This window comes from Geodermatophilus sp. YIM 151500, from assembly GCF_025716945.1.
Classification (GTDB): Bacteria; Actinomycetota; Actinomycetes; order Mycobacteriales; family Geodermatophilaceae; genus YIM-151500.
The window spans coordinates 111,148-132,700 of sequence record NZ_JAOVZT010000012.1 but is presented as its reverse complement, the minus strand read 5'-3'; the positions used below and the strand labels follow the sequence as shown (position 1 = coordinate 132,700).

Genomic DNA, 21,553 nt, shown 5'->3' with positions numbered 1-21,553 from the left:
CTCCTCGCTCGTTCCTCGCTGCGATGCTCACGCCCCTGTCCGCTCGACATCGCCGGTTCGCTCCCGCGGGGCGCTCCGCTCCTCGCTCGTTCCTCGCTGCGATGCTCACGCCCCTGTCCGCTCACTGATCCGGCAGGACCACGACGCGGCGGTTCGGCTCCTCGCCCTCGGACTCGCTGCGGACGCCGGCGACCGCGGCGACGACGTCGTGCACGACCTTGCGCTCGAACGGGTTCATCGGCGCGAGCCGCTCGGGCTGGCGGCTGTCGGCCACCCGCCGGGCGGTCGCACCTGCCAGCGCGGTGAGATCGGCCCGCCGCCGCGCGCGGAACTCCCCGATGTCGAGCATCAGCCGGCTGCGCACCCCGGTCGACTGGGCGACGGCCAGGCGGGTGAGCTCCTGCAGCGCCTCCAGCGTGGCGCCGTCCGGCCCGATCAGGTCGTCCAGCCCACCGCCCACGATGGCGACGGAGGCCCGGTCACCCTCGACGTCGAGGTCGATGTCGCCGTCCACGTCGAGGATGTCCAGCAGCCGCTCGAGGTAGTCGCCCGCCACGTCACCCTCGCGGACGAGCAGGTCCTCGTCGGCACGCCCGGCCGCGCCGCGCGCGCGTACCGGTTCGGTCTCGACCGGCTCCACGAGGGCGTCGTCGCTGCCGGCGTCCGCGTCCGGCAGCACGGGCGGCCCCGCATCGGACGACGGAGCAGGAGCGGGGCTCAGGACGGCACCGGAGGTGGCCTCGGCGGTCACGAGGCTGTCGCCCGGACCGGGATCGGTGCCGGGCTGGTGCTGCGGGGACGTCATGGGGGGTCCTCCAGGTCGGTGCGGCGGCGGGACGTGCCCGGTGGGTCGGAGGGGCCGACGGTCGGCCGGCGGGCCGGCGGTCGGCTCAGCGGCGCTTGCGCTTGCCGCGGTTGGCCGGCGCCTGGCCACCCCGCCCGGCGGCTGCCCGCGGTCGGCCCTGCGGGCTCCGGCGGGCCGGGGTACCGGCGGCCTTGCCATCGGGCCTCCCGTCGCTGCTGCCGCCGGCGGATGCCGCGTCGGCGGGGGACGGCGTCTCTGACGGCGCCTCGTCGCCGGCCGCGGCGGTGTCCCCGGACGCGGCGGTGTCGCCGGCCGCGGCGGTGTCGCCGGACGCGGCCGCCGGGGGCTGCGGGCGGCCGGCCTTGGGCCGGACCGGCTTGGCGCCCGGCTTGGGGGCGAGGGTCTTCGGGTCGACGACTGGCTTGCCGGCCTCGGCCTTGGCCTTGGCGGCGGCCGAGCCGGGCGGGGGCATCTTGCGGAGGATGAAGAACTGCTGACCCATGGTCCAGAGGTTGTTCGTCATCCAGTAGAGCAGGACGCCGATCGGGAAGAAGAAGCCCGTCACGAACAGCGACAGCGGCATGCCGTACAGAAGGAACTTCTGCACCATCGCGGCCTGGCCCTCGACCGGGCCGGACCGCCGCATGATCTGCTTCTGGGTGAAGAAGGTCGTGAAGCACATCGTCACGATCAGCACGAACGCGACGACCCGGATCTCGGTGTACCCGACCCCGGGCAGAGCCAGGATCGCGTCCTCCTTGGCGCCGGTCATGTCGAACGACGCGGAGATCGGCGCGCCGAACAACTCGGCCACCGAGGCCTGCTGCGTCAGCTCCGTCGACCAGCTGTAGAGGCCCTCCTTGCCCGGTGCGAGCCGGCGCAGCACGTGGAACAACGCCAGGAAGATCGGGATCTGCGGCAGGATCGGCAGGCAGCCGGCCAGCGGGTTCACGCCGCGCTCGCGCTGCAGGGCCATCACGGCCTGGCTGTAGCCCTGCCGGTCGGCGCCGTACTGCTGGCGCAGCTTCTGCAACTCCGGCGCGATCTCCTGCATGGCCCGCTGCGACTTGACCTGCTTCACGAACAGCGGGAACAGGATCAGACGGACGGTGACCACCAGGAAGGCGATCGACAGCGCCCAGGTGATGCCGCCGGCCGGGTCGAGGAACGTGGAGAACAGCGTGTGCCACTGCTTCATCACCCACGCGATGGCGGTGTAGAGCCAGTCAAGCAACGGAGGACTCCTCCTGGGTGGCCCGCCGGCGGGCCTGCGGGGTGGCGGTCGGTGGGCTATCGGGACCGGACGTCGGCGCCGGAGTGCTCGACGAGCGGGCGGCGTGCGCGGTTCCGGCCCGCTCCCCCGGGGACGGGTCCGCCGGCGGCGGGACGGCCGACGGCGGAGCCGGCGGGACGAGGTCGACGCCGCCCGGGTGCCATGGCGCGCACTTGGCCAACCGGCGCACGGCGAGCCAGCTGCCCCGGGCGGCGCCGTGCCGCTCGATCGCCTCGACCGCGTAGGCGCTGCAGGTCGGGTGGAAGCGGCAGCGTGGCGGGAGCGCCGGGCTCACCGCCCGTTGGTAGAACCGCACCACTGCCAGCAGGCCCCGTCCGACGCGGGAGGGCCCATCGCGACGGCCGCGGCGGCCCGGCGCCGCGCTCACGGCCGGGCTCCCGTCCCGTCCGGGCGCACCGGCGGTGCGGCGAGCACCCGGTCGAGCGCGCTGCGCAGGTCGCGGCGCAGGGACTCGAAGTCGGCGTCGGCCGCCTCCGGGCGCGCGCGCACCACCAGGTCGGCGGTCGCGGGTAGCCGCGGCAGCTCGTCGCGCACGAGGGCGCGCAGCCGCCGGGTGACGCGGTGCCGGGCGACCGAACCGCCCACCGTCCGGCCGACGACGAAGCCGGCGCGTGCCGAACCCGCGCCGCCGGCGGCGCCGCGTCCGGGCAGGAAGTGGATCACCATGGTGGGGCGCCCGACGCGTCGCCCGGACCGGACGACCGCGGTGAACTCCGGACGCCGGCGCAGGCGGGCCTGCGCGGGCAGCACCTCAGGCGGAGAGCTTCTCGCGGCCCTTGCGCCGGCGGCCGGCGATGATCGCGCGGCCGGCGCGGGTGCGCATCCGCAGCCGGAAGCCGTGGGTCTTCGACCGGCGGCGGTTGTTCGGCTGGAAGGTGCGCTTGCTCACGAGGTACTCCCACTGCAGACGTCGGCGGTGCCCGCCCGCCGGTGGACGGGCGCGCAGGGGGTGCCGGACGGACGGCGGGAGCCGCACCCCGGTGACCCCCGGAAGCTGATCGCCGCGGCCGGTCCACTCGCCTCGAGGGCAGGGACGCACCTGCTCCGACGTGCGGCTGCCGGCAGGCAGCACGGAACCGGCCACGGACTGCCCGCCAGCATAACCGAGGTCGGCGACGTCCCGGCGGCCGGCGGGGGACCGACCGGACATGCTCGCCCTCCGACCGGGTCGGCCGGCGGCGGCACGCCGCAGCCGGAGCGGCACCTCCTCGCGTCGACGCGCCGGGTCGAACCGCAGGATCGTTGCCGGGCTGTGGACAGGGCTGTTAGCGTCGCCGTCGCTCCGTGCCGGGCGAACCAGGATCCGGCGCGCGGGCCGACCCCGGTGGCCGAGCGGTCGCCGGCCCGCCCGATCCACCTCCGGATCGGCCCGTGACCTGCAGCGACGCCGGTCGCGCGGACGCATCCGGACGGAGGTCCGGTCACCTCCTCCCCGGCCGTGCACACCCTGTGAACACCGGTGTGGACGTACTGTGTCCACCTGTCCACAGGCGGTCACGGGCGGAGCCGGCAGTCCACGCGCACCGGGCGCGCCGGCGGGGACGGCGCGGGAGGTGGCGGGCCGGCGAGTGCCCGCCGCCTGCGTCGGGCACGGCCGCGAGCGGCCGCCGGGAGCGGGTCCTGCGGGGCCCGGCTCCTCCGGAGCCAGAGCCGGGCGCGACCGCCGCGCAGTGACCGGCCGCCGACCGGGGCCGACAGCAGGGGAGGACGACACCGCATGGCCGACGCCACGCTCGACCTGACGGCGGTTTGGGACCAGATCCGCGCGCGGCTGGCGACGAGTCTCTCGCCGCAGCAGAACGCCATGCTCAACCTCACCCGGCCGTTGGGGCTCTTCGAGGACACCGCGGTGCTGGCCGCCCCCAACGAGTTCACCCAGACGGTGCTCGAGTCACGGATGCGCCGCGTGCTCGCCGAAGCGCTGTCCGAGCGTTTCGGCCGGGACATCCGCGTCGCCGTCCAGCTGGAGGACCTGCCGCCCGAGCCGGCACCCCGCGAGGAGCAGCCGGTGCGGCGTCCGTGGTCGGCGGTCGAGACGTCCCTCACCGAGGAGGACCGGGCCATCCGCGACCGCGCCGACGACGGGCGCAGCGCGTTCGGCGTCCGCACCGACGCCGGCAGCCCACCGTGGGACCGCGAGCTGCCGGATGCGTCGTCCGCCGGGCACGAGGACGCCGCCGCCCTGCGCCGAGCCGACCGGCCGGCGTCGGTCGACCGCGGCGCCCCGGAGGACTGGGGCGGGACGGCGTGGTCCGGCGCGCAGCCGACGCCCGCGGACCCCGACAGCGCGCCGGTCGACAGCGGCCCCGGTGTCGGCGTCGCCGCCGTCCTGCCGTTCGACACCGAGCCGGCGGCCGCTCCCGAGCCCCTCCTCCGACCCGAGCGCGGCACCGGCCGCGAGGGCGCGGGCTTCGTCGAGCGTCGTCCGGCCGGCCAGGACCCGGGGCTGAACCCCAAGTACGTGTTCGACTCGTTCGTCATCGGCAACAGCAACCGCTTCGCGCACGCCGCGGCGGTGGCGGTGGCCGAGGCGCCGGCCCGCGCGTACAACCCGCTGTTCATCTACGGCGAGTCCGGCCTCGGCAAGACGCACCTGCTGCACGCGATCGGCCACTACGCCGCCCGGATGTTCCCCAACGTGCGGGTGCGCTACGTGAGCACCGAGGAGTTCACGAACGAGTTCATCAACCTGGTGCACTCCGGCCGGGCCGAGGACTTCCGCCGCCGCTACCGCGACATCGACTTCCTGCTCATCGACGACATCCAGTTCCTGGAGCGCGCCGAACGGACGCAGGAGGAGTTCTTCCACACCTTCAACACGCTGCACAACGCCAGCAAGCAGATCGTCATCACCTCCGACCGGGCGCCGAAGAAGCTGACCACGCTGGAGGACCGGCTGCGCACCCGCTTCGAGTGGGGCCTGATCACCGACGTCCAGGCGCCGGACCTGGAGACCCGCATCGCGATCCTGCGCAAGAAGGCGTGGGGCGAACGGTTGCAGGTGCCCGACGCGGTGCTGGAGTTCATCGCCAGCAAGGTGCAGACCAACATCCGCGAGCTCGAGGGCGCGCTGATCCGGGTGACCGCGTTCGCGTCGTTGAACAAGCAGCAGGTCGACCTGCCGCTGGCCGAGCTGGTGCTCAAGGACCTGATCAGCGACGAGCAGGGCCCGCAGATCACCGCGGCGATCATCATGGCCGCCACCGCCGAGTACTTCAGCGTGACGATGGAGGAGCTGCAGGGTGCCAACCGCAGCCGCACGCTGGTCAACGCCCGGCAGATCGCCATGTACCTGTGCCGGGAGCTCACCGAGCTGTCGCTGCCGCGGATCGGGGCCTCCTTCGGCGGCAAGGACCACACCACCGTCATGCACGCGGTCAAGAAGATCACCAACCTGATGAGCGAGCGCCGGGCCACCTACACCCAGGTCACCGAGCTGACCGCGCGCATCAAGAGCCGCGCCCGGTCCTGACCCGTTCCCGACCGCAGCTCGGGTGGTCCTCCGGCCCCGGAGGCCGTGCCGGCCGCGGCCCGCGAGGAACGCACCGGATGGTCCTCGGCGCGGCGGCGACGCTGCGTGAACCCCGCCGGGGGCGCCGTGCACCGGCCGCCCACGGACTTGTCCACAGGTGGGGATGTCGACGGCGAGTCGTCGACGGCCAGTCCGGCGCGGTCGCGCCGAGGTTGCCGCCCCGCCGGCGGTCGACTGGTCGAGAAGTTGTCCCCAGGGATGTGCACAGTCTGGGGACGGACGGATGCCCGCCGGGTCACCTCGTGTCACGACCTTGCCGGCCGCCGTTCACCGCCACGTCGCCGGCGGTGGCGGGCAGCAGGCCGCTGACCTGCGACGACGTCGCCCTGCGAGGTCTCGCGCACGCAGCGCCCGGGTCGCCTGGCCGCTGGGCTCGGCGCCGCGTGCAGAGCCTGGGGACCGGCCGTGAGTTCACCGGGGACAGCGGGTGGACGGCGCAGCCACCCGGTGCACAGCCGTCGAGATGTCCACGTGTCGACAACAGGACGACGCCCACCGCCCACATCCGGCCAACAGCCCGATCCGGCGGCCGACCTGCGCAGAGGGCCCCGTTCCCCAGCTTCCACACCGGTGATGACGAGGATGAAGGAGAGATCCCGAGGCTTTCTCGAACAGCAGGCAGGGTGGGGACGGTGCGCCCGGAGGGGCCGCTGGGCGTGCTGGCACGGTTCCTCCGGCATCTACCGGTGGACGGGGGTTGCCCGACGGACCGGGGCTGCGGGCACGATGTGCTGCGCACGGGCAGCGCTGCGTCAGCGACCGGACCCGGCACACGGAGAAACGAGCGACGGGTGGGGTGGGTCGAGTCATGAAGTTCCGGGTGGCACGTGAGGTGCTCGCAGACGCCGTCGCCTGGACGGCGCGCAGCCTGCCGCCGCGGCCGTCGGTGCCCGTGCTGGCCGGCATCATGCTCGACGTCGACGGCAGCCAGCTGTCGGTCTCCGGCTTCGACTACGAGGTGTCCGCGCGCGCCGAGGTCGACGTGACCGCCACCGAGGCGGGCAAGGCGCTGGTGCCCGGCCGGTTGCTGGCGGAGATCACCCGCGCGCTGCCGCCGCACCCGGTCGAGATCACCGCCGAGGGGCCGCGGCTGGCGCTGGTCTGCGGCAACGCCCGGTTCAGCCTGCCGACGCTGCCGGTCGAGGACTACCCCGCCCTGCCGGCCATGCCCTCGTCGGCGGGCGTCGTCGACAGCGACGTCTTCGCCGAGGCGGTCGGCCAGGTGGCCGTCGCTGCCGGCCGTGACGACACCCTGCCGATGCTCACCGGCGTCCGGCTGGAGATCGAGGACGACCTGATCACCCTGGCCGCGACCGACCGCTACCGCCTGGCGGTACGGGAGTTCGGCTGGCGACCGGAGAGCCCGGGGACGTCGGCGGCCGTGCTCGTGCCTGCGCGGACCCTGGCCGATGCGGCGCGGACGCTGACCAGCGGCCCGGAGATCGTGGTGTCGCTGTCGTCCGGCGGCAGCGGCGAGGGCATCCTCGGCCTCTCGGGCAAGGACCGGCAGACCACGACCCGGCTGCTGGACGCCGAGTTCGTCAAGTACCGGGCGATCATGCCGACCGAGTCGGCCGCGCACGCGGTGCTCCCGGTCGCCCTGTTCACCGACGCGGCGAAGCGGGTCGCGCTGGTCGCCGAGAGGGGCACCCCGCTGCGCTGCGAGTTCACGCCGGGTCAGGTCACCCTGCGTGCCGGGGGCACCGACGACGAGGGCCAGGCCGAGGAGCGCTGCGACGTCGAGTTCGACGGCGACCCGCTGACCATCGGCTTCAACCCGTCGTTCCTGCTCGACGGGCTGGCCGCGGTGCACACCGAGCGGGCGCGGATGGACTTCACCAGCCCGCTCAAGCCCGCCGTCCTCTCCGGGGTCGACGAGCCGGCCGCCGACGACCAGCCCGCCGCGCCCGCGGAGCGGGCGGGCAGCTACCGGTACCTGATCATGCCGGTGCGCCTGCCGGGCTGATGGCCCCGTCCCGAGGCTCGCCCCGAGCCGGCGGGGGGTGAGGAGGCCCGCCTCCTCACCCCCCGCGACGCTCGACGCGGGGCCCTGGGATGGGCCGAAGGGGGCCGAGGTGTCACGGCGGCGACGCTCGGGCACCGCGCAGGGACGGACGTCACGACTCGCTCGGGAGGGGACTTCGCCGTGCAGCTGGGATTGATCGGGCTGGGCAAGATGGGCGGCAACATGGCCGAGCGGCTGCGTCGCGCCGGCCACGAGGTGGTCGGCTACGACCGCGACCCGGGGAAGCGGGACGTCGACAGCCTCGAGGCGCTGGTCGACGCCCTCCGGTCCCCGCGGGTGGTCTGGGTGATGGTGCCTGCCGGTGTGCCGACGCAGCAGACCATCCGCCGGCTCAAGGACCTGCTCGGCGACGGCGACGTCGTCGTCGACGGTGGGAACTCCAAGTTCACCGAGGACCAGGTGCACGCCGACGACCTCGCCACCAAGGGCATCGGCTTCATCGACGCCGGCGTCTCCGGCGGCGTCTGGGGGCTGGAGAACGGCTACGCCCTGATGGTGGGCGGCAGCGCGAACGACGTCGCCACCGTGCAGCCGATCTTCGACGCGCTCAAACCGCCGGCGCCGACCGACGAGTCCGGCGAGGAGCTGCCCGGCGCCGGGTTCGTGCACGCCGGCCCGGCCGGTGCCGGGCACTTCGCCAAGATGGTGCACAACGGCATCGAGTACGCGCTGATGCAGGCCTACGGCGAGGGCTACGAGCTGCTGCACGCCTCCGAGCTCATCGAGGACGTCCCCGGCGTCATCGCCTCGTGGACCCAGGGCACGGTCATCCGCTCCTGGCTGCTGGACCTGCTGGTCCGCGCGCTGCGGGAGGACCCGGGCCTGGAGAAGATCTCCGGCTACGCCGAGGACTCCGGTGAGGGCCGGTGGACCGTGGAGCAGGCCATCCAGCACGCGGTCCCGATGCCGGCGATCGCCGCGTCGCTGTTCGCCCGCTTCTCGTCCCGGCAGGAGGACTCGCCGACCATGAAGGCGGTCGCCGCGCTGCGCAACCAGTTCGGCGGGCACGCGGTGCAGGCGGTGCGGACCCACGAGGTCGAGGAACCCGCATGACGGAGGACCCCGTCCTCCCCGCCCCTCGCAGGCCCGGGGCGGTGCACGGGACGGGGCCTGTCCCGGAGCAGAGCCGTTCGAGCACGTCACCCGGGCCAGGTGGCCGCTGAGGTGTGGGTCCGGCACCTCCAGGTCGTCTCCTTCCGCAACTGGGCGCAGGCGGACCTGGCCCTGCGCCCCGGTCCGGTCGTGCTCGTCGGGCGCAACGGCGAGGGCAAGACCAACCTGGTCGAGGCGGTCGCCTACCTGGCGACGATGAGCAGCCACCGGGTCGCCACCGACGCCCCGCTGGTGCGGCACGGCGCGGACCAGGCCGTGGTGCGGGCGGCGCTGCGGCGCGGCGACCGGGAGCTGCTGGTGGAGCTGGAGATCAACCCGGGCCGGGCCAACCGGGTGCGGGTCAACCGCGCCCCGCTGCAGCGGCCGCGCGACCTGCTCGGGCTGGTGCGCACGGTGCTGTTCGCCCCCGAGGACCTCTCCCTGGTGCGCGGGGACCCGACCGAGCGGCGCCGCTTCCTCGACGAGCTGCTGGTCACCCGCACCCCGCGGCTGGCCGGCGTCCGCAGCGACTACGAGCGGGTGCTCAAGCAGCGCAACGCCCTGCTCAAGACCGCGCGGATGGCGCGGGGCCGTGCGATCGAGACCCTCGACGCGTGGGACGGTCACCTGGTGGCCCTGGGCGGTGAGCTGCTCGCCGCCCGGCTCCGGCTGGTCGCCGACCTCGCGCCGCACCTGGCGTCCGCGTACGCCGCCGTCGCCGGGGAGGGCGCGGTGACGGCCACGCTCGGCTACGCGAGCACGGTCCCCGCGGCCGGCGACGGCAGCCCGCGCCCGTCCCGGGGCCCGTCCGGGGCCGCGCCCGTCCCGGCGCTGCCGGACGCCGACGCGCTGCCGGACGCCGACGCGCTGCCGGACGCCGACGCGCTGGCAGCGGCGCTGCGCGACCGGCTGGTCGAGCGGCGGGCCGACGAGCTCGACCGCGGCGTCACGCTGGTCGGGCCGCACCGCGACGACCTGGTCATCCACCTCGGCCCCGGGCCGGCCAAGGGCTTCGCCAGCCACGGCGAGTCGTGGTCGCTGGCGCTGGGGCTGAAGCTGGCCACCTTCGCGCTGTTGAGGGCCGACGGCGAGGACCCCATCCTGATCCTGGACGACGTCTTCGCCACCCTCGACGCGGGACGCCGGGCGGCGCTGGCCACGGTGGCCCGGTCGGCGGAGCAGACGCTGGTCACCGCGGCGGTGCTGGACGACGTGCCCGAGGAGCTCCGCGGCGTCCGGGTCGAGGTGGGCGGCGGCGCGGCGACCGTGCGGGACGGGACGGCCTCCGACGGCGGCGGGTCGGACGGGTCCGTCGCCCCGAGCTCGGCGGCCGGCGCCCCCGGCGGCGGGCCGGAGGAGGAGGGCAGGTGACCGAGGAACGACCAGCGCGGCCCAGCGACATCGCCCGGGCCGCGCTGGAGGCGGCGCGCGCGGCGTCGGCGGCCCGGCCGCGGCCGACCCGGCGGCGCGTCGCCGGGCCGCGGCGCAGCTGGACCGGCGCCCATCCCGGCGCCGACGATCCGCAGCCGCTCGGCCGGCTGGTCGACCAGCTGGTCACCGAGCAGGACTGGTCGGCGCACACGAAGGTTGGGTCGGTGTTCGGCCGCTGGGACGCCCTCGTCGGACCCGACATCGCCGCGCACTGCCGGCCGGAGACGCTCACCGAGGGGGAGCTGCTGGTCGTGGCCGAGTCGACGGCGTGGGCCACGCAGCTGCGGCTGCTGGCGCCGTCCATCCTGGCCAAGCTGCGCGGCTCGGTCGGCGGGGACGTGGTGACCCGGTTGCGCGTTGTCGGACCGACGGCGCCCAGCTGGAAGAAGGGTCCCCGGTCGGTCCGCGGCCGTGGACCGCGCGACACCTACGGATAGGGGCCGGCGCGCCGGCCGGCCCGGAGGACGATGCAGCGATGAGCCCACGCGACCGGTTCGACGACGGACCCGACGACGGCCGCGGCTGGCAGGAGCCGGCCCACCTCGGTCGGGACGACGACGGTGCGGCTCGCGAGCCGGAGGGCGCGGGACCGACGCGCGACGACGAGGAGATCGACCGGCCGAACTTCGCTGACCGGCGCCGGCACCCCCGCGAGGACATCTCCGCCCCCGGCTGGGAGCCGCCCGGCTGGTCCATGCCGCCCGCCGACCCGTCGACCCGGCCCGCTCCGCCCCCATCCGCCGAGCACCCGGAGGAGCCGCCGCCCGCGACCGGGCAGCCGGTACCGCCGCCGTCGGACCGGACCGGACCGCCGTACCCGGACCCGTCGCCGGCCGGGCAGCCGGGGACCCCGCCGCCCGGGTCCGGGTGGGGCGCCGGACGACCCCGCGGCGCGGCCGCGGAGGTCTTCCGCGACCAGGGCGACCCCTTCGGCACCCAGGCCTGGGCCGCCCACCACGGCTGGACGGTGTCCGACGGCAGCGCACCGCAGGACGCCGTCCTCGCCGAGCTGATCGCCTCGGCGCCGGTGCAGCGGGCGAGCCGCGACCACCGGCCGGGCAACGTGCTGCGCGGCCGCGCCGACACCCTCGACCTGGTCGCCTTCGACGTCGTCTACGCCTCGGGCGGCTACCTGGTGCCGCAGTACGCGATCACCGCCGCGCCGCTGCTGCTGCCGCTGCCGTACCTCCGGCTGTCCCCGGCCCGGTTCTGGCGGCACCGCACCGGCGGGCTGGTGCCCGTGCCGACCGGCGACGCCGAGTTCGACGCCCGGTGGGTGCTGCTGACCGCCGAGGACGGCGAGCCGGTCCGCCGGTTGGCGGCCGATGCAACCGTGCGCGGCCTGCTGCTCGGCACCGACGACGGCGACGAGTTCTGGGCCGCCGCCGGGCACGTGGCCGCGATCCGGCCCGACGCCCACCGTCCGCTGCTCGTCGAGCACCACGCCCGGATGCTGACCGCCGTCGTCCGCGCCGTCACCGGCGGCGCCTGACGAACCACGCGGTGCTCCCGGGGCGCCGACGAGACCAGGAGGACGGGATACGGGGCGGCCGGCGGCGGACCGACGGATGACGGGCCGGCGGGCGGCGGGATCAGGCCGCCGCGCGCCGCTGGTCGGGTCCGGCCGACCGCGCACTGCCCCGCCCGGCCGCGGTGCCCGCCTCGGCCGCTCGGCAGATGTTGCGCAGCATGCCGCCGAAGACGATGCCGTGGAACGGGGCGACGCTCCACCAGTAGAGCTGGCCGAGCAGGCCGGACGGGTGGAAGGTTGCCCGCTGCCGCAGCCGTGCGCCTCCCCGCTCGTCGTGTTCCACGTGGAACTCGAGCCAGGCGAGGCCGGGCACGCGCATCTCCGCCCGCAGCCGCAGCAGGGTCCCCTCGTCGAGCTCCTCGACCCGCCACCAGTCGACGGCGTCGCCGAGCTGCAGGTCGGCGGGATCGCGGCGGCCGCGGCGCAGGCCCACGCCACCGGCGAACCGGTCCAGCCAGCCGCGCACCTCCCAGGCCAGCGGGAAGGAGTACCAGCCGCTGTCACCGCCGATGGCCTCGACCACGCGCCACAGCTCCGCGGGCGAGGCGCTCGTGCTGCGGGTCCGCTCGTCGACGTACAGGCTGCCGCCGGCCCAGTCCGGATCGGTGGGCAGCGGCTCGGACGGTGCGCCCGGCACGGACGCCGACGACCACCGCGTCTCGACCTGGCGATCCTTGATCTTCTGGAGGGCCAACCGGACGGCGTCCTCGAAGCCGAGCAGACCCTCGGGCGGGTCCGGCACGTGCTCGGCGATGTCGTGCTCGACGCACACGACGTTGTTCTTGAGCGACTCGACGAGGTTGCGGCCGAGCGACGCCGGCACCGGGGTGATGACGCCGACCCAGTGGCTGGACAGGCCCGGGCTGAAGAACGGCACCGGGATGATCCGTCGCCGGGGCAGTCCGGAGACGGCGGCGAACCGCTGCATCATGTCCGCGTAGGTCATGACGTCGGGCCCGCCGATGTCGAAGCAGCGGTGGACGTCGGCCGGCAGCTCGGCGCAGCCGACGAGGTAGCGCAGGACATCGCGGATGGCGATCGGCTGGATGCGGCTCTGCACCCACCGGGGCGTGATCATGACCGGCAGCCGCTCGGTGAGGTAGCGCAGCATCTCGAACGACGCCGACCCCGAACCGAGGATGACCGCGGCGCGCAGCACCACCGTCGGCACCCCCGAGGCGAGCAGGATCTCGGCCACCTCGGCTCGTGAGCGCAGGTGCTTGGACAGCTCCTCGCCGTCCGGGGTGAGGCCCGACAGGTAGACCACCCGCCCCGCGCCGGCCCGCTCCGCGGCCTCCGCCATCACCTCCGCCGTCCGCCGGTCGGTGTCCTCGAACGACGAGCCGCTGGACAGCGCGTGGATCAGGTAGTAGACGACGTCGACGTCCCGGCAGGCCTCGGTGACCTGGTCGGCGTCGGTGGCGTCGGCCTCGACCACCTCCACGCGGTCGATCCACGGGTGGTCGCGCAGCTTGCGCGCCGTCCGGCTCATCACCCGGACCCGGTAGCCCCGCTCGAGCAGCAGGGGCACCAGCCGGCCCCCGATGTAGCCGGTCGCGCCGGTGACCAGGCACAGCTTGCCGGTCGGCTCGGGCAGGGGTTCGCGCAGCGGACGGTCGCCGGTGCGGGCGACGGGGTCCGGCCCGGCGGAAGCATCGCTCATGCACCGAGTCTGCGGCCGCGCCGGCCGGCGCGCCCGCCCGGTCGCCTGCGCGGGCCTCCGGCGGGGTGCGGCTCGACAGCGGACCGGCCGACGACCAGCATCGGTGCAGGGCGGGCAGCGACCTGGGTCCTGCCGCACGGGCCGGGGAGGCACGGCATGTCCGACACCGGGGTCACCGAGCAGGAGACCGGCGGTCACCCGAGCCTCCGGCGCGTGATGGGCCCGGGGCTCCTGCTCCTGTTCATCGTCGGTGACGTCCTCGGCACCGGCATCTACGCGCTGACCGGCACCGTGGCCGCCGAGGTGGGCGGCGTGGTGTGGCTGCCGTTCCTGGTGGCCTTCCTGGTCGCGCTGGTCACCGCGTTCAGCTACCTCGAACTCGTCACCAAGTACCCGCGGGCCGCCGGCGCCGCGCTGTACACGCACAAGGCCTTCGGCATCCACTTCGTCACGTTCCTCGTCGCCTTCGCGGTGATGAGCTCGGGCATCACGTCCGCCTCGACGGCGTCCCGGGCCTTCAGCGCCAACTTCGGCAAGGTCGTCGGCCTCGACCTCGGCGAGGGGATCGGCATCACGCTCGTCGGGCTCGCGTTCATGGCGCTGGTCGCCGCGGTCAACCTGCGCGGTGTCGGCGAGAGCGTCAAGGCGAACGTCGTGCTCACCTGCGTCGAGCTCAGCGGATTGCTGATCATCATCGTCATCGGCGCCTGGGCGCTGGGCATCGGCGAGGGGGACTTCTCCCGGGTCACCGAGTTCGACACCGGCGACCGCTCGGTGCTCGCCGGGGTGATCGCGGCGACCGGCCTGGCGTTCTTCGCGATGGTCGGCTTCGAGGACTCGGTCAACATGGCGGAGGAGTGCAAGGAGCCGCGGCGGATCTTCCCCAGGGTGCTGCTGCTCGGCCTGGGCATCACCGGCGTCATCTACGTGCTGGTGTCGATCTCCGCGATCGCGCTCGTACCCGCCGACCGGCTCAGCGAGGGCGAGACGCCGCTGCTGCAGGTGGTCGAGGCCGGCGCCCCGGCCTTCCCGGTCGGGCTGTTCGGCCTGATCACCATGTTCGCCGTCGCGAACACCGCGCTGATCAACATGCTGATGGCGAGCCGGCTGGTCTACGGCCTCAGCAACGAGCGCGTGCTGCCGTCGGTGCTGGGCCGCGTGCACCCGCACCGGCGCACGCCCTGGACGGCGATCCTGTTCACCACCGCCCTCGCCTTCGGCCTGATCACCTTCGTCGGCGAGGTGCCCGACCTGGGCGGGACGACGGCCCTCCTGCTGCTGTGCGTGTTCACGGTGGTCAACGTGGCCGTGCTGGTGCTGCGCCGGGACGAGGTGGACGCCGGCCACTTCCGGACGCCGACCGTGCTGCCCGTCGTCGGCGCGCTCGCCTGCGCGTACCTGGCCACGCCGTGGGCGGGCCGGCCCGTGGTGCAGTACCAGATCGCCGGCGTCCTCCTCGGCATCGGCGTCCTGCTGTGGGCGGCCACGGTGCTCGCCGGGCGGCGCGCGGGCCGGGGGTCCCCGCGGCTGGACCCGACCCACGTCAGCGGCGAGGGCCCCGAGGGGTCGCGCGACTGAGGAAGGACCCCGTCCTCCCCACCTCGCGCCCGCGCGGGGCGGGACCGGGACGGGGCCGACGGCAGGTCCGCGGGGCACGGCGGCGGCGCCGCCAGTCCGCCGAGGACGGCGTGTCGGTGCGGGGGGCGGCACCCGTGGTGGTGGAGCGCGCCGCAGCGGCGCAGACACGGCGTGAGGGCGTGCACGACGGCATTCCTGTCGGCCCACCCGGTAAACTGGGGTGCAGGAACCGCCAGCAACCGGCTCAGCGCCCTTCTGCGCCGTTCTGCCCCTGTCGCCGCCCACCGCCGCGCGCCGGCCCGGGGGCCGGACGCGGGCACCGGTTGCGCGAGAGGAAGGCCCCACGTGGTCGCTCGACCCCAGCCCGACGCTGCCTACTCCGGCAGCTCCATCACCGTCCTCGAAGGGCTCGAGGCGGTGCGCAAGCGCCCCGGCATGTACATCGGTTCGACCGGTGAGCGGGGCCTGCACCACATGGTGTGGGAGGTCGTCGACAACTCCGTCGACGAGGCCCTCGCCGGCCACTGCGACACCGTCAGGGTGACGCTGCTGGCCGACGGCGGGGTCCGGGTGGAGGACAACGGCCGCGGCATCCCGGTCGACATGCACCCGGTCGAGAAGCGCCCGACCGTCGAGGTGGTCATGACCATCCTGCACGCGGGCGGCAAGTTCGACGGCAAGAGCTATGCGGTCTCCGGCGGCCTGCACGGCGTCGGCGTCACCGTCGTCAACGCGCTGTCGACCGCCCTCGACGTCCGCGTCTGGCGCGACGGCACCGAGTGGCACCAGCACTACGACATGGCCAAGCCGGGCCCGCTGGAGAAGGTCGGGCCGACGAAGAAGCGCGGCACCCAGATCACCTTCTGGGCCGACGGCGACATCTTCGAGACCACCTCCTACTCGTTCGACACGATCAGCCGCCGGCTGCAGGAGATGGCCTTCCTCAACAAGGGCCTGACCATCGTGCTGCGCGACGAGCGGCCCGGGCACTCCAAGGCCGAGACCGGCCTGGTCGACGGCGCCGCGCCGGTCGTCCCGGTGTCGGAGGCGGCGCCCGCGCCCGGCACCGAGGACAAGGCCTTCGAGCCGACCGAGATCACCTACCGCTACGACGGCGGGCTCGAGGACTACGTCCGGCACATCAACGCCAAGAAGTCACCGATCCACAGGTCGGTCATCGGCTTCGGCGCCGAGGGCGTCGGCAGGAACGACATGCGCATGTCGGTCGACATCGCCATGCAGTGGTCCGACGCGTACTCCGAGTCGGTCTACACCTTCGCCAACACGATCAACACGCACGAGGGCGGCACGCACGAGGAGGGCTTCCGCGCGGCGCTGACCTCGATCGTCAACAAGTACGCCGTCGACAAGAAGCTGCTCAAGGAGAAGGACGAGAAGCTCACCGGCGAGGACATCCGCGAGGGCCTGGCCGCGATCGTCTCGGTCAAGATCGGCGACCCGCAGTTCGAGGGCCAGACGAAGACCAAGCTCGGCAACACCGAGGTCAAGGGCTTCGTGCAGAAGGTCTGCAACGACCAGCTGACCCACTGGTTCGAGGCCAACCCGACCGAGGCTAAGCTGGTCATCACCAAGGCCGCCTCGGCCGCCCGCGCCCGGCGCGCCGCGCAGGACGCCCGCAAGCTGGCCCGCAAGAACCTGCTGAGCAACAACTCGCTGCCGGGCAAGCTGGCCGACTGCCGCTCGACCGACCCCCGCAACTCCGAGGTCTACATCGTCGAGGGTGACTCGGCCGGCGGATCGGCCAAGTCCGGCCGCGACTCGATGTTCCAGGCGATCCTGCCCATCCGCGGCAAGATCATCAACGTCGAGAAGGCGCGCATCGACCGGGTGCTGAAGAACACCGAGGTCCAGTCGATGATCACGGCCTTCGGCACGGGCATCCACGACGAGTTCGACCTGTCGAAGCTCCGGTATCACAAGATCGTGCTGATGGCCGACGCCGACGTCGACGGCCAGCACATCCGCACCCTGCTGCTGACCCTGCTGTTCCGCTTCATGCGGCCGCTGGTCGAGGCCGGGCACGTCTACCTCGCCCAGCCGCCGCTCTACAAGATCAAGTGGGGCGGCAAGTGGGGTGACGAGTACGCCTACTCCGACCGCGAGCGCGATGCCCTGCTCAAGGCCGGCAAGGAGGAGGGTCGCAAGGTCCGCGAGGACATGATCCAGCGGTTCAAGGGGCTCGGTGAGATGAACGCCACCGAGCTGTGGGAGACCACCATGAACCCGGAGACCCGCATCCTGCTGCAGGTCACCCTCGAGGACGCCGCCACCGCCGACGAGCTGTTCAGCGTCCTCATGGGCGAGGACGTCGAGGCCCGCCGCAGCTTCATCACCCGCAACGCCAAGGACGTCCGCTTCCTGGACGTCTAGGAGGACCCGTCCGCCCCGCCCTCGGCCCGCTCGGGGCGGGACGGACGGGGGCCGCCCTGCCCCGCCGCGAGCGCGCGGCGGGACCCCGCAGGGGCCGTACCCGAAGCACGTACGACAAGCCGCCCGAGGCGGGAGGTGGATGGATGCGCCGGCCACTCGCACGCTCCTGGCCTGCGGCTCCATCCACCTCTGTGCACCGACCTGTGGAGACCTGAACCGTGACCGAGACACCTGCCCGCGACCGGATCGAACCGGTCGACCTCCAGCAGGAGATGCAGCGCAGCTACATCGACTACGCGATGTCGGTGATCGTGGGCCGCGCACTGCCGGAGGTCCGCGACGGTCTCAAGCCAGTGCACCGCCGGGTGCTCTACGCGATGTACGACCAGGGCTTCCGCCCCGACCGCGGCTACGTCAAGTGCGCCCGCGTCGTCGGCGAGGTCATGGGTAACTACCACCCGCACGGCGACGGCGCGATCTACGACGCCCTCGTCCGGCTGGCGCAACCCTGGTCGATGCGCTACCCGCTGATCGACGGGCAGGGCAACTTCGGCTCCCCCGGCAATGACCCAGCGGCCGCGATGCGCTACACAGAGTCACGGCTGACGCCGTTGGCGATGGAGATGCTGGCCAACATCGACGAGGAGACCGTCGACTTCCAGCCCAACTACGACGGCAAGAACACCGAGCCGCTGGTCCTGCCGGGGCGCATCCCCAACCTGCTCATCAACGGCTCGGCCGGCATCGCCGTCGGCATGGCCACCAACATGCCGCCGCACAACCTCCGCGAGGTCGCCGAGGCCGTGTACTGGGTGCTCGAGCACCCGGACGCCGAGCCGGAGGAGGCCCTCACCGCCTGCATGGAGCGGATCAAGGGCCCGGACTTCCCGACCCACGGCCTCATCGTCGGCCGCGACGGCATCGAGGACGCGTACCGCACCGGCCGCGGCTCGGTGCGCATGCGGGCCGTCGTCACCGTCGAGGAGGACGCCAAGGGCCGCGTGCAGCTGGTCGTCACCGAGCTGCCCTACCAGGTCAACCCGGACAACCTGGCCGAGGCGATCGCCGAGGCGGTCAAGGACGGCCGGCTGCAGGGGATCAGCGAGATCGCCGACGAGTCCAGCGACCGCGTGGGCCGCCGGCTGGTCATCACCCTGCGCCGCGACGCCGTGGCCAAGGTCGTGCTGAACAACCTGTACAAGCACACCCAGCTGCAGACCTCGTTCGGCTGCAACATGCTGTCCATCGTCGACGGCGTCCCGCGGACGCTGCGGCTGGACGAACTGGTCCGGCTCTACGTCGACCACCAGATCGACGTGATCCAGCGGCGCACCCGCTACCGGTTGCGCAAGGCCGAGGAACGCGCGCACATCCTGCGCGGCTACGCCAAGGCCCTCGACCAGCTCGACGCGGTCATCACCCTGATCCGCAACAGCGAGTCGGCCGAGGCCGCCCGGACCGGGCTCATGGAGCTGCTCGACGTCGACGAGATCCAGGCGACGGCCATCCTCGACCTGCAGCTGCGCCGGCTGGCCGCCCTCGAGCGGCAGCGGATCGTGGACGAGCTGGCCGAGATCGAGCTCCGCATCGCCGACCTGCAGGCGATCCTCGACTCCCCGGAGCGGCAGCGGCAGATCATCCACGACGAGCTGGCCGAGATCGTCGAGAAGTACGGCGACGACCGCCGCACGAAGTTCGTCGCGAACGACGGCGACGTCTCGGTCGAGGATCTCATCGCCGAGGAGGAGGTCGTCGTCACCATCACCCGCACCGGGTACGCCAAGCGGACCAAGAGCGACCTGTACCGGTCGCAGCGCCGCGGCGGCAAGGGCGTGATGGGCGCGACGCTCAAGCAGGACGACATCGTCGACCACTTCTTCGTGGGGTCCACCCACGACTGGATCCTGTTCTTCACCAACAAGGGCCGGGTGTACCGCGCCAAGGCCTACGAGCTGCCGGAGGCCAACCGCACCGCGCGCGGCGCGCACGTGGCCAACATCCTGGCGTTCCAGCCCGACGAGCGGATCGCCCAGGTCATGCAGATCAAGGACTACGGCGTCGCCCCGTACCTCGTGCTGGCCACGGCGAACGGCCAGGTGAAGAAGACCCGGCTCACCGAGTTCGACTCCCCGCGCAGCGGCGGTGTCATCGCGATCAACCTCCGCGACGGCGACGAGCTGGTCAGCGCCGCCCTCATCGGGCCCGAGCACGACCTGCTGCTGGTCACCCGCAAGGCCATGTCCATCCGGTTCACGGCCGACGACAACGCGCTTCGCCCGATGGGCCGGGCGACCGAGGGCGTCCGCGGGATCTCGCTCGCCGACGACGACCGGCTGCTGTCGATGATCGTCGCCGAGGAGAGCGTCGACGTCCTGGTCGCGACCGAGCGCGGCTTCGCCAAGCGCACCGGCATCGAGAACTACCCGAACCAGGGGCGCGGGGGGAAGGGCGTGCTCACCGCCGACCCGAAGGCGCGCAAGGGCGCCCTCGTGGGTGCGCTGGCGGTCCGGCTCGGCGACGAGCTCTACGCGATCACCTCAGGCGGCGGGGTCATCCGGACGCCGGTCAACGGGGTCCGGCACAACAAGGACCGCGCCACGATGGGTGTCAAGCTCATGAACTTGCCGGAGGACGTGAGCATCGTGGCGATCGCCCGTACGACGGACAACGACGAGCCCTCCGCCTAGGGTGGGTGCGATGACAGGCGGGTCGTCCCGGGTTCGGCCGTCGCAACGGCCCCGGGATCTCCGGCTGTCCGGTGATGGATCCGACCGGTTCGCCAGCGGCTCGACCCGCTGCGTGCCGGTACCGAGCGAGCGGCAGGGGCCGCCGGGGAACGGGAGACTCGCATGAGCGACCGGACGCAGGGTTCGGTGCGCACCGGGTCCCGGGCCGGCGACACCGGCACGGACCAGGACAACGACGCTGCGGCCGGGGGATCGTCGGCGTCGTCGACCCAGGCCATCCCCACGACGGGCAGCCAGCGGGCGCAGAAGGCAGCCTCGGCCGGGAAAGAACCGTCCGGGACGGCGTCCCGCGAGCAGTCCGGCGGGCAGAAGGCGGCTCCGTCGGCCGGCTCCCGCCGCCAGGCAGCCCCGGAGCCGTCGTCCACGGGCGACCGCCCGGCGAGCGGGAACGCCGGCAAGGCCGAGGCCGCCGGGTCCGGCGCTGACCGGTCAGGCCCGGGGCAGGGACGCGGTGCCCACGCGGCCGCGGTCCAGTCCGCAACGGCCCAGTCGGCGCCGGTGCAGCCGGGCACGGGGCAGGGACGTGCCGTGCACGCGGCCCCCGCCCAGCCCGGTGGGGTGCCGTCCGCCACGGCCCCGGTCGGCCCTGCGCGCGCGGCCGGGCCGACGTCCGGCGCGGCTGCCGCCGTCCAGCCGGGTGCCGCCCGCGGACCGGTGAAGGCCGGCGGCCGCGGGCCGCGGCGAGCCCGGCTGCAGCTGCGGCACATCGACACCTGGTCGGCCTTCAAGATCTCGCTCGTCCTGTCGATCGCACTGTTCTTCATCTGGATGGTCGCCGTCGGGGTCCTCTACGGCGTGCTCAGCGGCCTGGGCGTCTTCGACACGCTGAACGACCTCTTCGGCCAGCTCGGCACGGCCTCCGGGTCCGACGTCGGCGGCTCGGTCATCACGCCGGGCATCGTCTTCGGCGGCGCGGCGGTCATCGGTGCCATCAACATCGTGCTGCTGACGTCGCTGGGCACCGTCGGCACGTTCATCTACAACCTGTGCTCCGACCTGGTCGGCGGCCTGGAGGTCACCCTCTCCGAGCGGGACTGACGACAGGACCTCGTCGTCCCCGCGCCACCGCGGCCGGTCGTGCCCCCCGCACCGGCGGGCCACGAGCGGCCGCTAGACTGATCGAGGTTCACGGGCCTGTAGCTCAGGCGGTTAGAGCGCATCCCTGATAAGGATGAGGCCGGAGGTTCAAGTCCTCCCAGGCCCACCCGTGTGCCGGTGCTCCCGGCGCCGCGAGGCACGGCGGTCACCGCTCGGTGTGCCGCACCGAGCGCTCGAGGAGGTCCCCACGTGCTCAAGAAGCTGGCCCTGGCTGCTGCCGCCGCCGGCGCCCTGGCCGTCGTCCGCCGGCGCACCAGCGCCAAGGGCGAGGCGGACCTGTGGCACGAGGCCACCCGTGGCCCCGATGCGGTGAGCACCCCGACCCCCATGACCCCGACGCGGTGACCGGCCCGACCACCCGCTGA

Annotated in this window: 17 protein-coding genes and 1 tRNA gene; 12 read left to right on the top strand and 6 right to left on the bottom strand. The window is 73.7% G+C overall.

Annotated features, from left to right (window positions below; all coding sequences use genetic code 11):
- Window positions 1–121: 121 nt before the first annotated feature.
- The 5 genes from OF117_RS18080 to rpmH all read right to left on the bottom strand — a co-directional run bounded on the left by OF117_RS18080 (window position 122) and on the right by rpmH (window position 2,988).
- On the bottom strand, window positions 122–577 hold the full coding sequence (locus tag OF117_RS18080) for a protein jag (RefSeq protein ID WP_411969465.1): 456 nt from the start codon (window positions 575–577) through the stop codon (window positions 122–124).
- Between the two features lie 313 nt (window positions 578–890).
- Window positions 891–2,039: a membrane protein insertase YidC gene (yidC, locus tag OF117_RS18075; RefSeq protein WP_263554236.1), complete on the bottom strand. Its 1,149-nt coding sequence runs from the start codon at window positions 2,037–2,039 to the stop codon at window positions 891–893.
- A complete protein-coding gene (gene yidD / locus OF117_RS22300) occupies window positions 2,032–2,394 on the bottom strand; it encodes a membrane protein insertion efficiency factor YidD (protein WP_263554235.1) in 363 nt (120 codons plus the stop codon). The genes yidC and yidD overlap by 8 nt, the downstream gene beginning before the upstream one ends.
- 68 nt (window positions 2,395–2,462) lie before the next feature.
- Window positions 2,463–2,849, bottom strand: coding sequence for a ribonuclease P protein component (gene rnpA / locus OF117_RS18065; RefSeq protein WP_263554234.1), 387 nt, complete (start codon window positions 2,847–2,849; stop codon window positions 2,463–2,465).
- A 1-nt stretch (window position 2,850) separates the two neighbouring features.
- Entirely contained in the window at window positions 2,851–2,988 is a 138-nt protein-coding gene (gene rpmH, locus OF117_RS18060) for a 50S ribosomal protein L34 (protein WP_089305879.1), read from the bottom strand.
- An 828-nt stretch (window positions 2,989–3,816) separates the two neighbouring features.
- On the opposite strand from rpmH, the gene dnaA reads away from it, so the two are divergent.
- The 6 genes from dnaA (at window position 3,817) to OF117_RS18030 (ending at window position 11,672) form a co-directional block, all read left to right on the top strand.
- Window positions 3,817–5,571 (top strand): chromosomal replication initiator protein DnaA, encoded by a 1,755-nt coding sequence (gene dnaA, locus OF117_RS18055; protein ID WP_263554233.1) that lies wholly within the window; start codon window positions 3,817–3,819, stop codon window positions 5,569–5,571.
- 868 nt (window positions 5,572–6,439) lie between these two features.
- Window positions 6,440–7,597, top strand: a complete 1,158-nt coding sequence (gene dnaN, locus OF117_RS18050) for a DNA polymerase III subunit beta (protein ID WP_263554232.1) — start codon at window positions 6,440–6,442, stop codon at window positions 7,595–7,597.
- A gap of 180 nt (window positions 7,598–7,777) precedes the next feature.
- Window positions 7,778–8,710: a phosphogluconate dehydrogenase (NAD(+)-dependent, decarboxylating) gene (gene gnd, locus OF117_RS18045; protein ID WP_263554231.1), complete on the top strand. Its 933-nt coding sequence runs from the start codon at window positions 7,778–7,780 to the stop codon at window positions 8,708–8,710.
- Between the two features lie 99 nt (window positions 8,711–8,809).
- Entirely contained in the window at window positions 8,810–10,120 is a 1,311-nt protein-coding gene (gene recF, locus OF117_RS18040; protein WP_263554230.1) for a DNA replication/repair protein RecF, read from the top strand.
- Window positions 10,117–10,617: a DUF721 domain-containing protein gene (locus OF117_RS18035; RefSeq protein WP_263554229.1), complete on the top strand. Its 501-nt coding sequence runs from the start codon at window positions 10,117–10,119 to the stop codon at window positions 10,615–10,617. Before recF ends, OF117_RS18035 begins: the two co-directional genes overlap by 4 nt.
- Window positions 10,618–10,655: 38 nt before the next feature.
- On the top strand, window positions 10,656–11,672 hold the full coding sequence (locus OF117_RS18030) for a hypothetical protein (protein WP_263554228.1): 1,017 nt from the start codon (window positions 10,656–10,658) through the stop codon (window positions 11,670–11,672).
- A gap of 100 nt (window positions 11,673–11,772) precedes the next feature.
- Here OF117_RS18030 and OF117_RS18025 read toward each other — a convergent pair whose 3' ends face one another.
- Window positions 11,773–13,374: an SDR family oxidoreductase gene (locus OF117_RS18025; RefSeq protein ID WP_263554227.1), complete on the bottom strand. Its 1,602-nt coding sequence runs from the start codon at window positions 13,372–13,374 to the stop codon at window positions 11,773–11,775.
- 156 nt (window positions 13,375–13,530) lie between these two features.
- Here OF117_RS18025 and OF117_RS18020 point away from each other — a divergent pair, with 156 nt between their 5' ends.
- The 6 genes from OF117_RS18020 (at window position 13,531) to OF117_RS17995 (ending at window position 21,533) form a co-directional block, all read left to right on the top strand.
- Entirely contained in the window at window positions 13,531–14,952 is a 1,422-nt protein-coding gene (locus OF117_RS18020; protein WP_263554226.1) for an APC family permease, read from the top strand.
- Window positions 14,953–15,297: 345 nt separating this feature from the next.
- Entirely contained in the window at window positions 15,298–17,343 is a 2,046-nt protein-coding gene (gene gyrB, locus OF117_RS18015) for a DNA topoisomerase (ATP-hydrolyzing) subunit B (protein ID WP_263554225.1), read from the top strand.
- A 218-nt stretch (window positions 17,344–17,561) separates the two neighbouring features.
- On the top strand, window positions 17,562–20,030 hold the full coding sequence (gyrA, locus tag OF117_RS18010; protein ID WP_263554224.1) for a DNA gyrase subunit A: 2,469 nt from the start codon (window positions 17,562–17,564) through the stop codon (window positions 20,028–20,030).
- Window positions 20,031–20,618: 588 nt separating this feature from the next.
- A complete protein-coding gene (locus OF117_RS18005; RefSeq protein ID WP_263554223.1) occupies window positions 20,619–21,128 on the top strand; it encodes a DUF3566 domain-containing protein in 510 nt (169 codons plus the stop codon).
- A 92-nt stretch (window positions 21,129–21,220) separates the two neighbouring features.
- Window positions 21,221–21,294, top strand: a tRNA-Ile gene (locus tag OF117_RS18000).
- An 83-nt stretch (window positions 21,295–21,377) separates the two neighbouring features.
- Window positions 21,378–21,533 carry a DLW-39 family protein gene (locus OF117_RS17995; protein WP_263554222.1) on the top strand — a complete coding sequence of 52 codons (156 nt, stop codon included), beginning with the start codon at window positions 21,378–21,380 and terminating at the stop codon, window positions 21,531–21,533.
- Window positions 21,534–21,553: the final 20 nt, after the last annotated feature.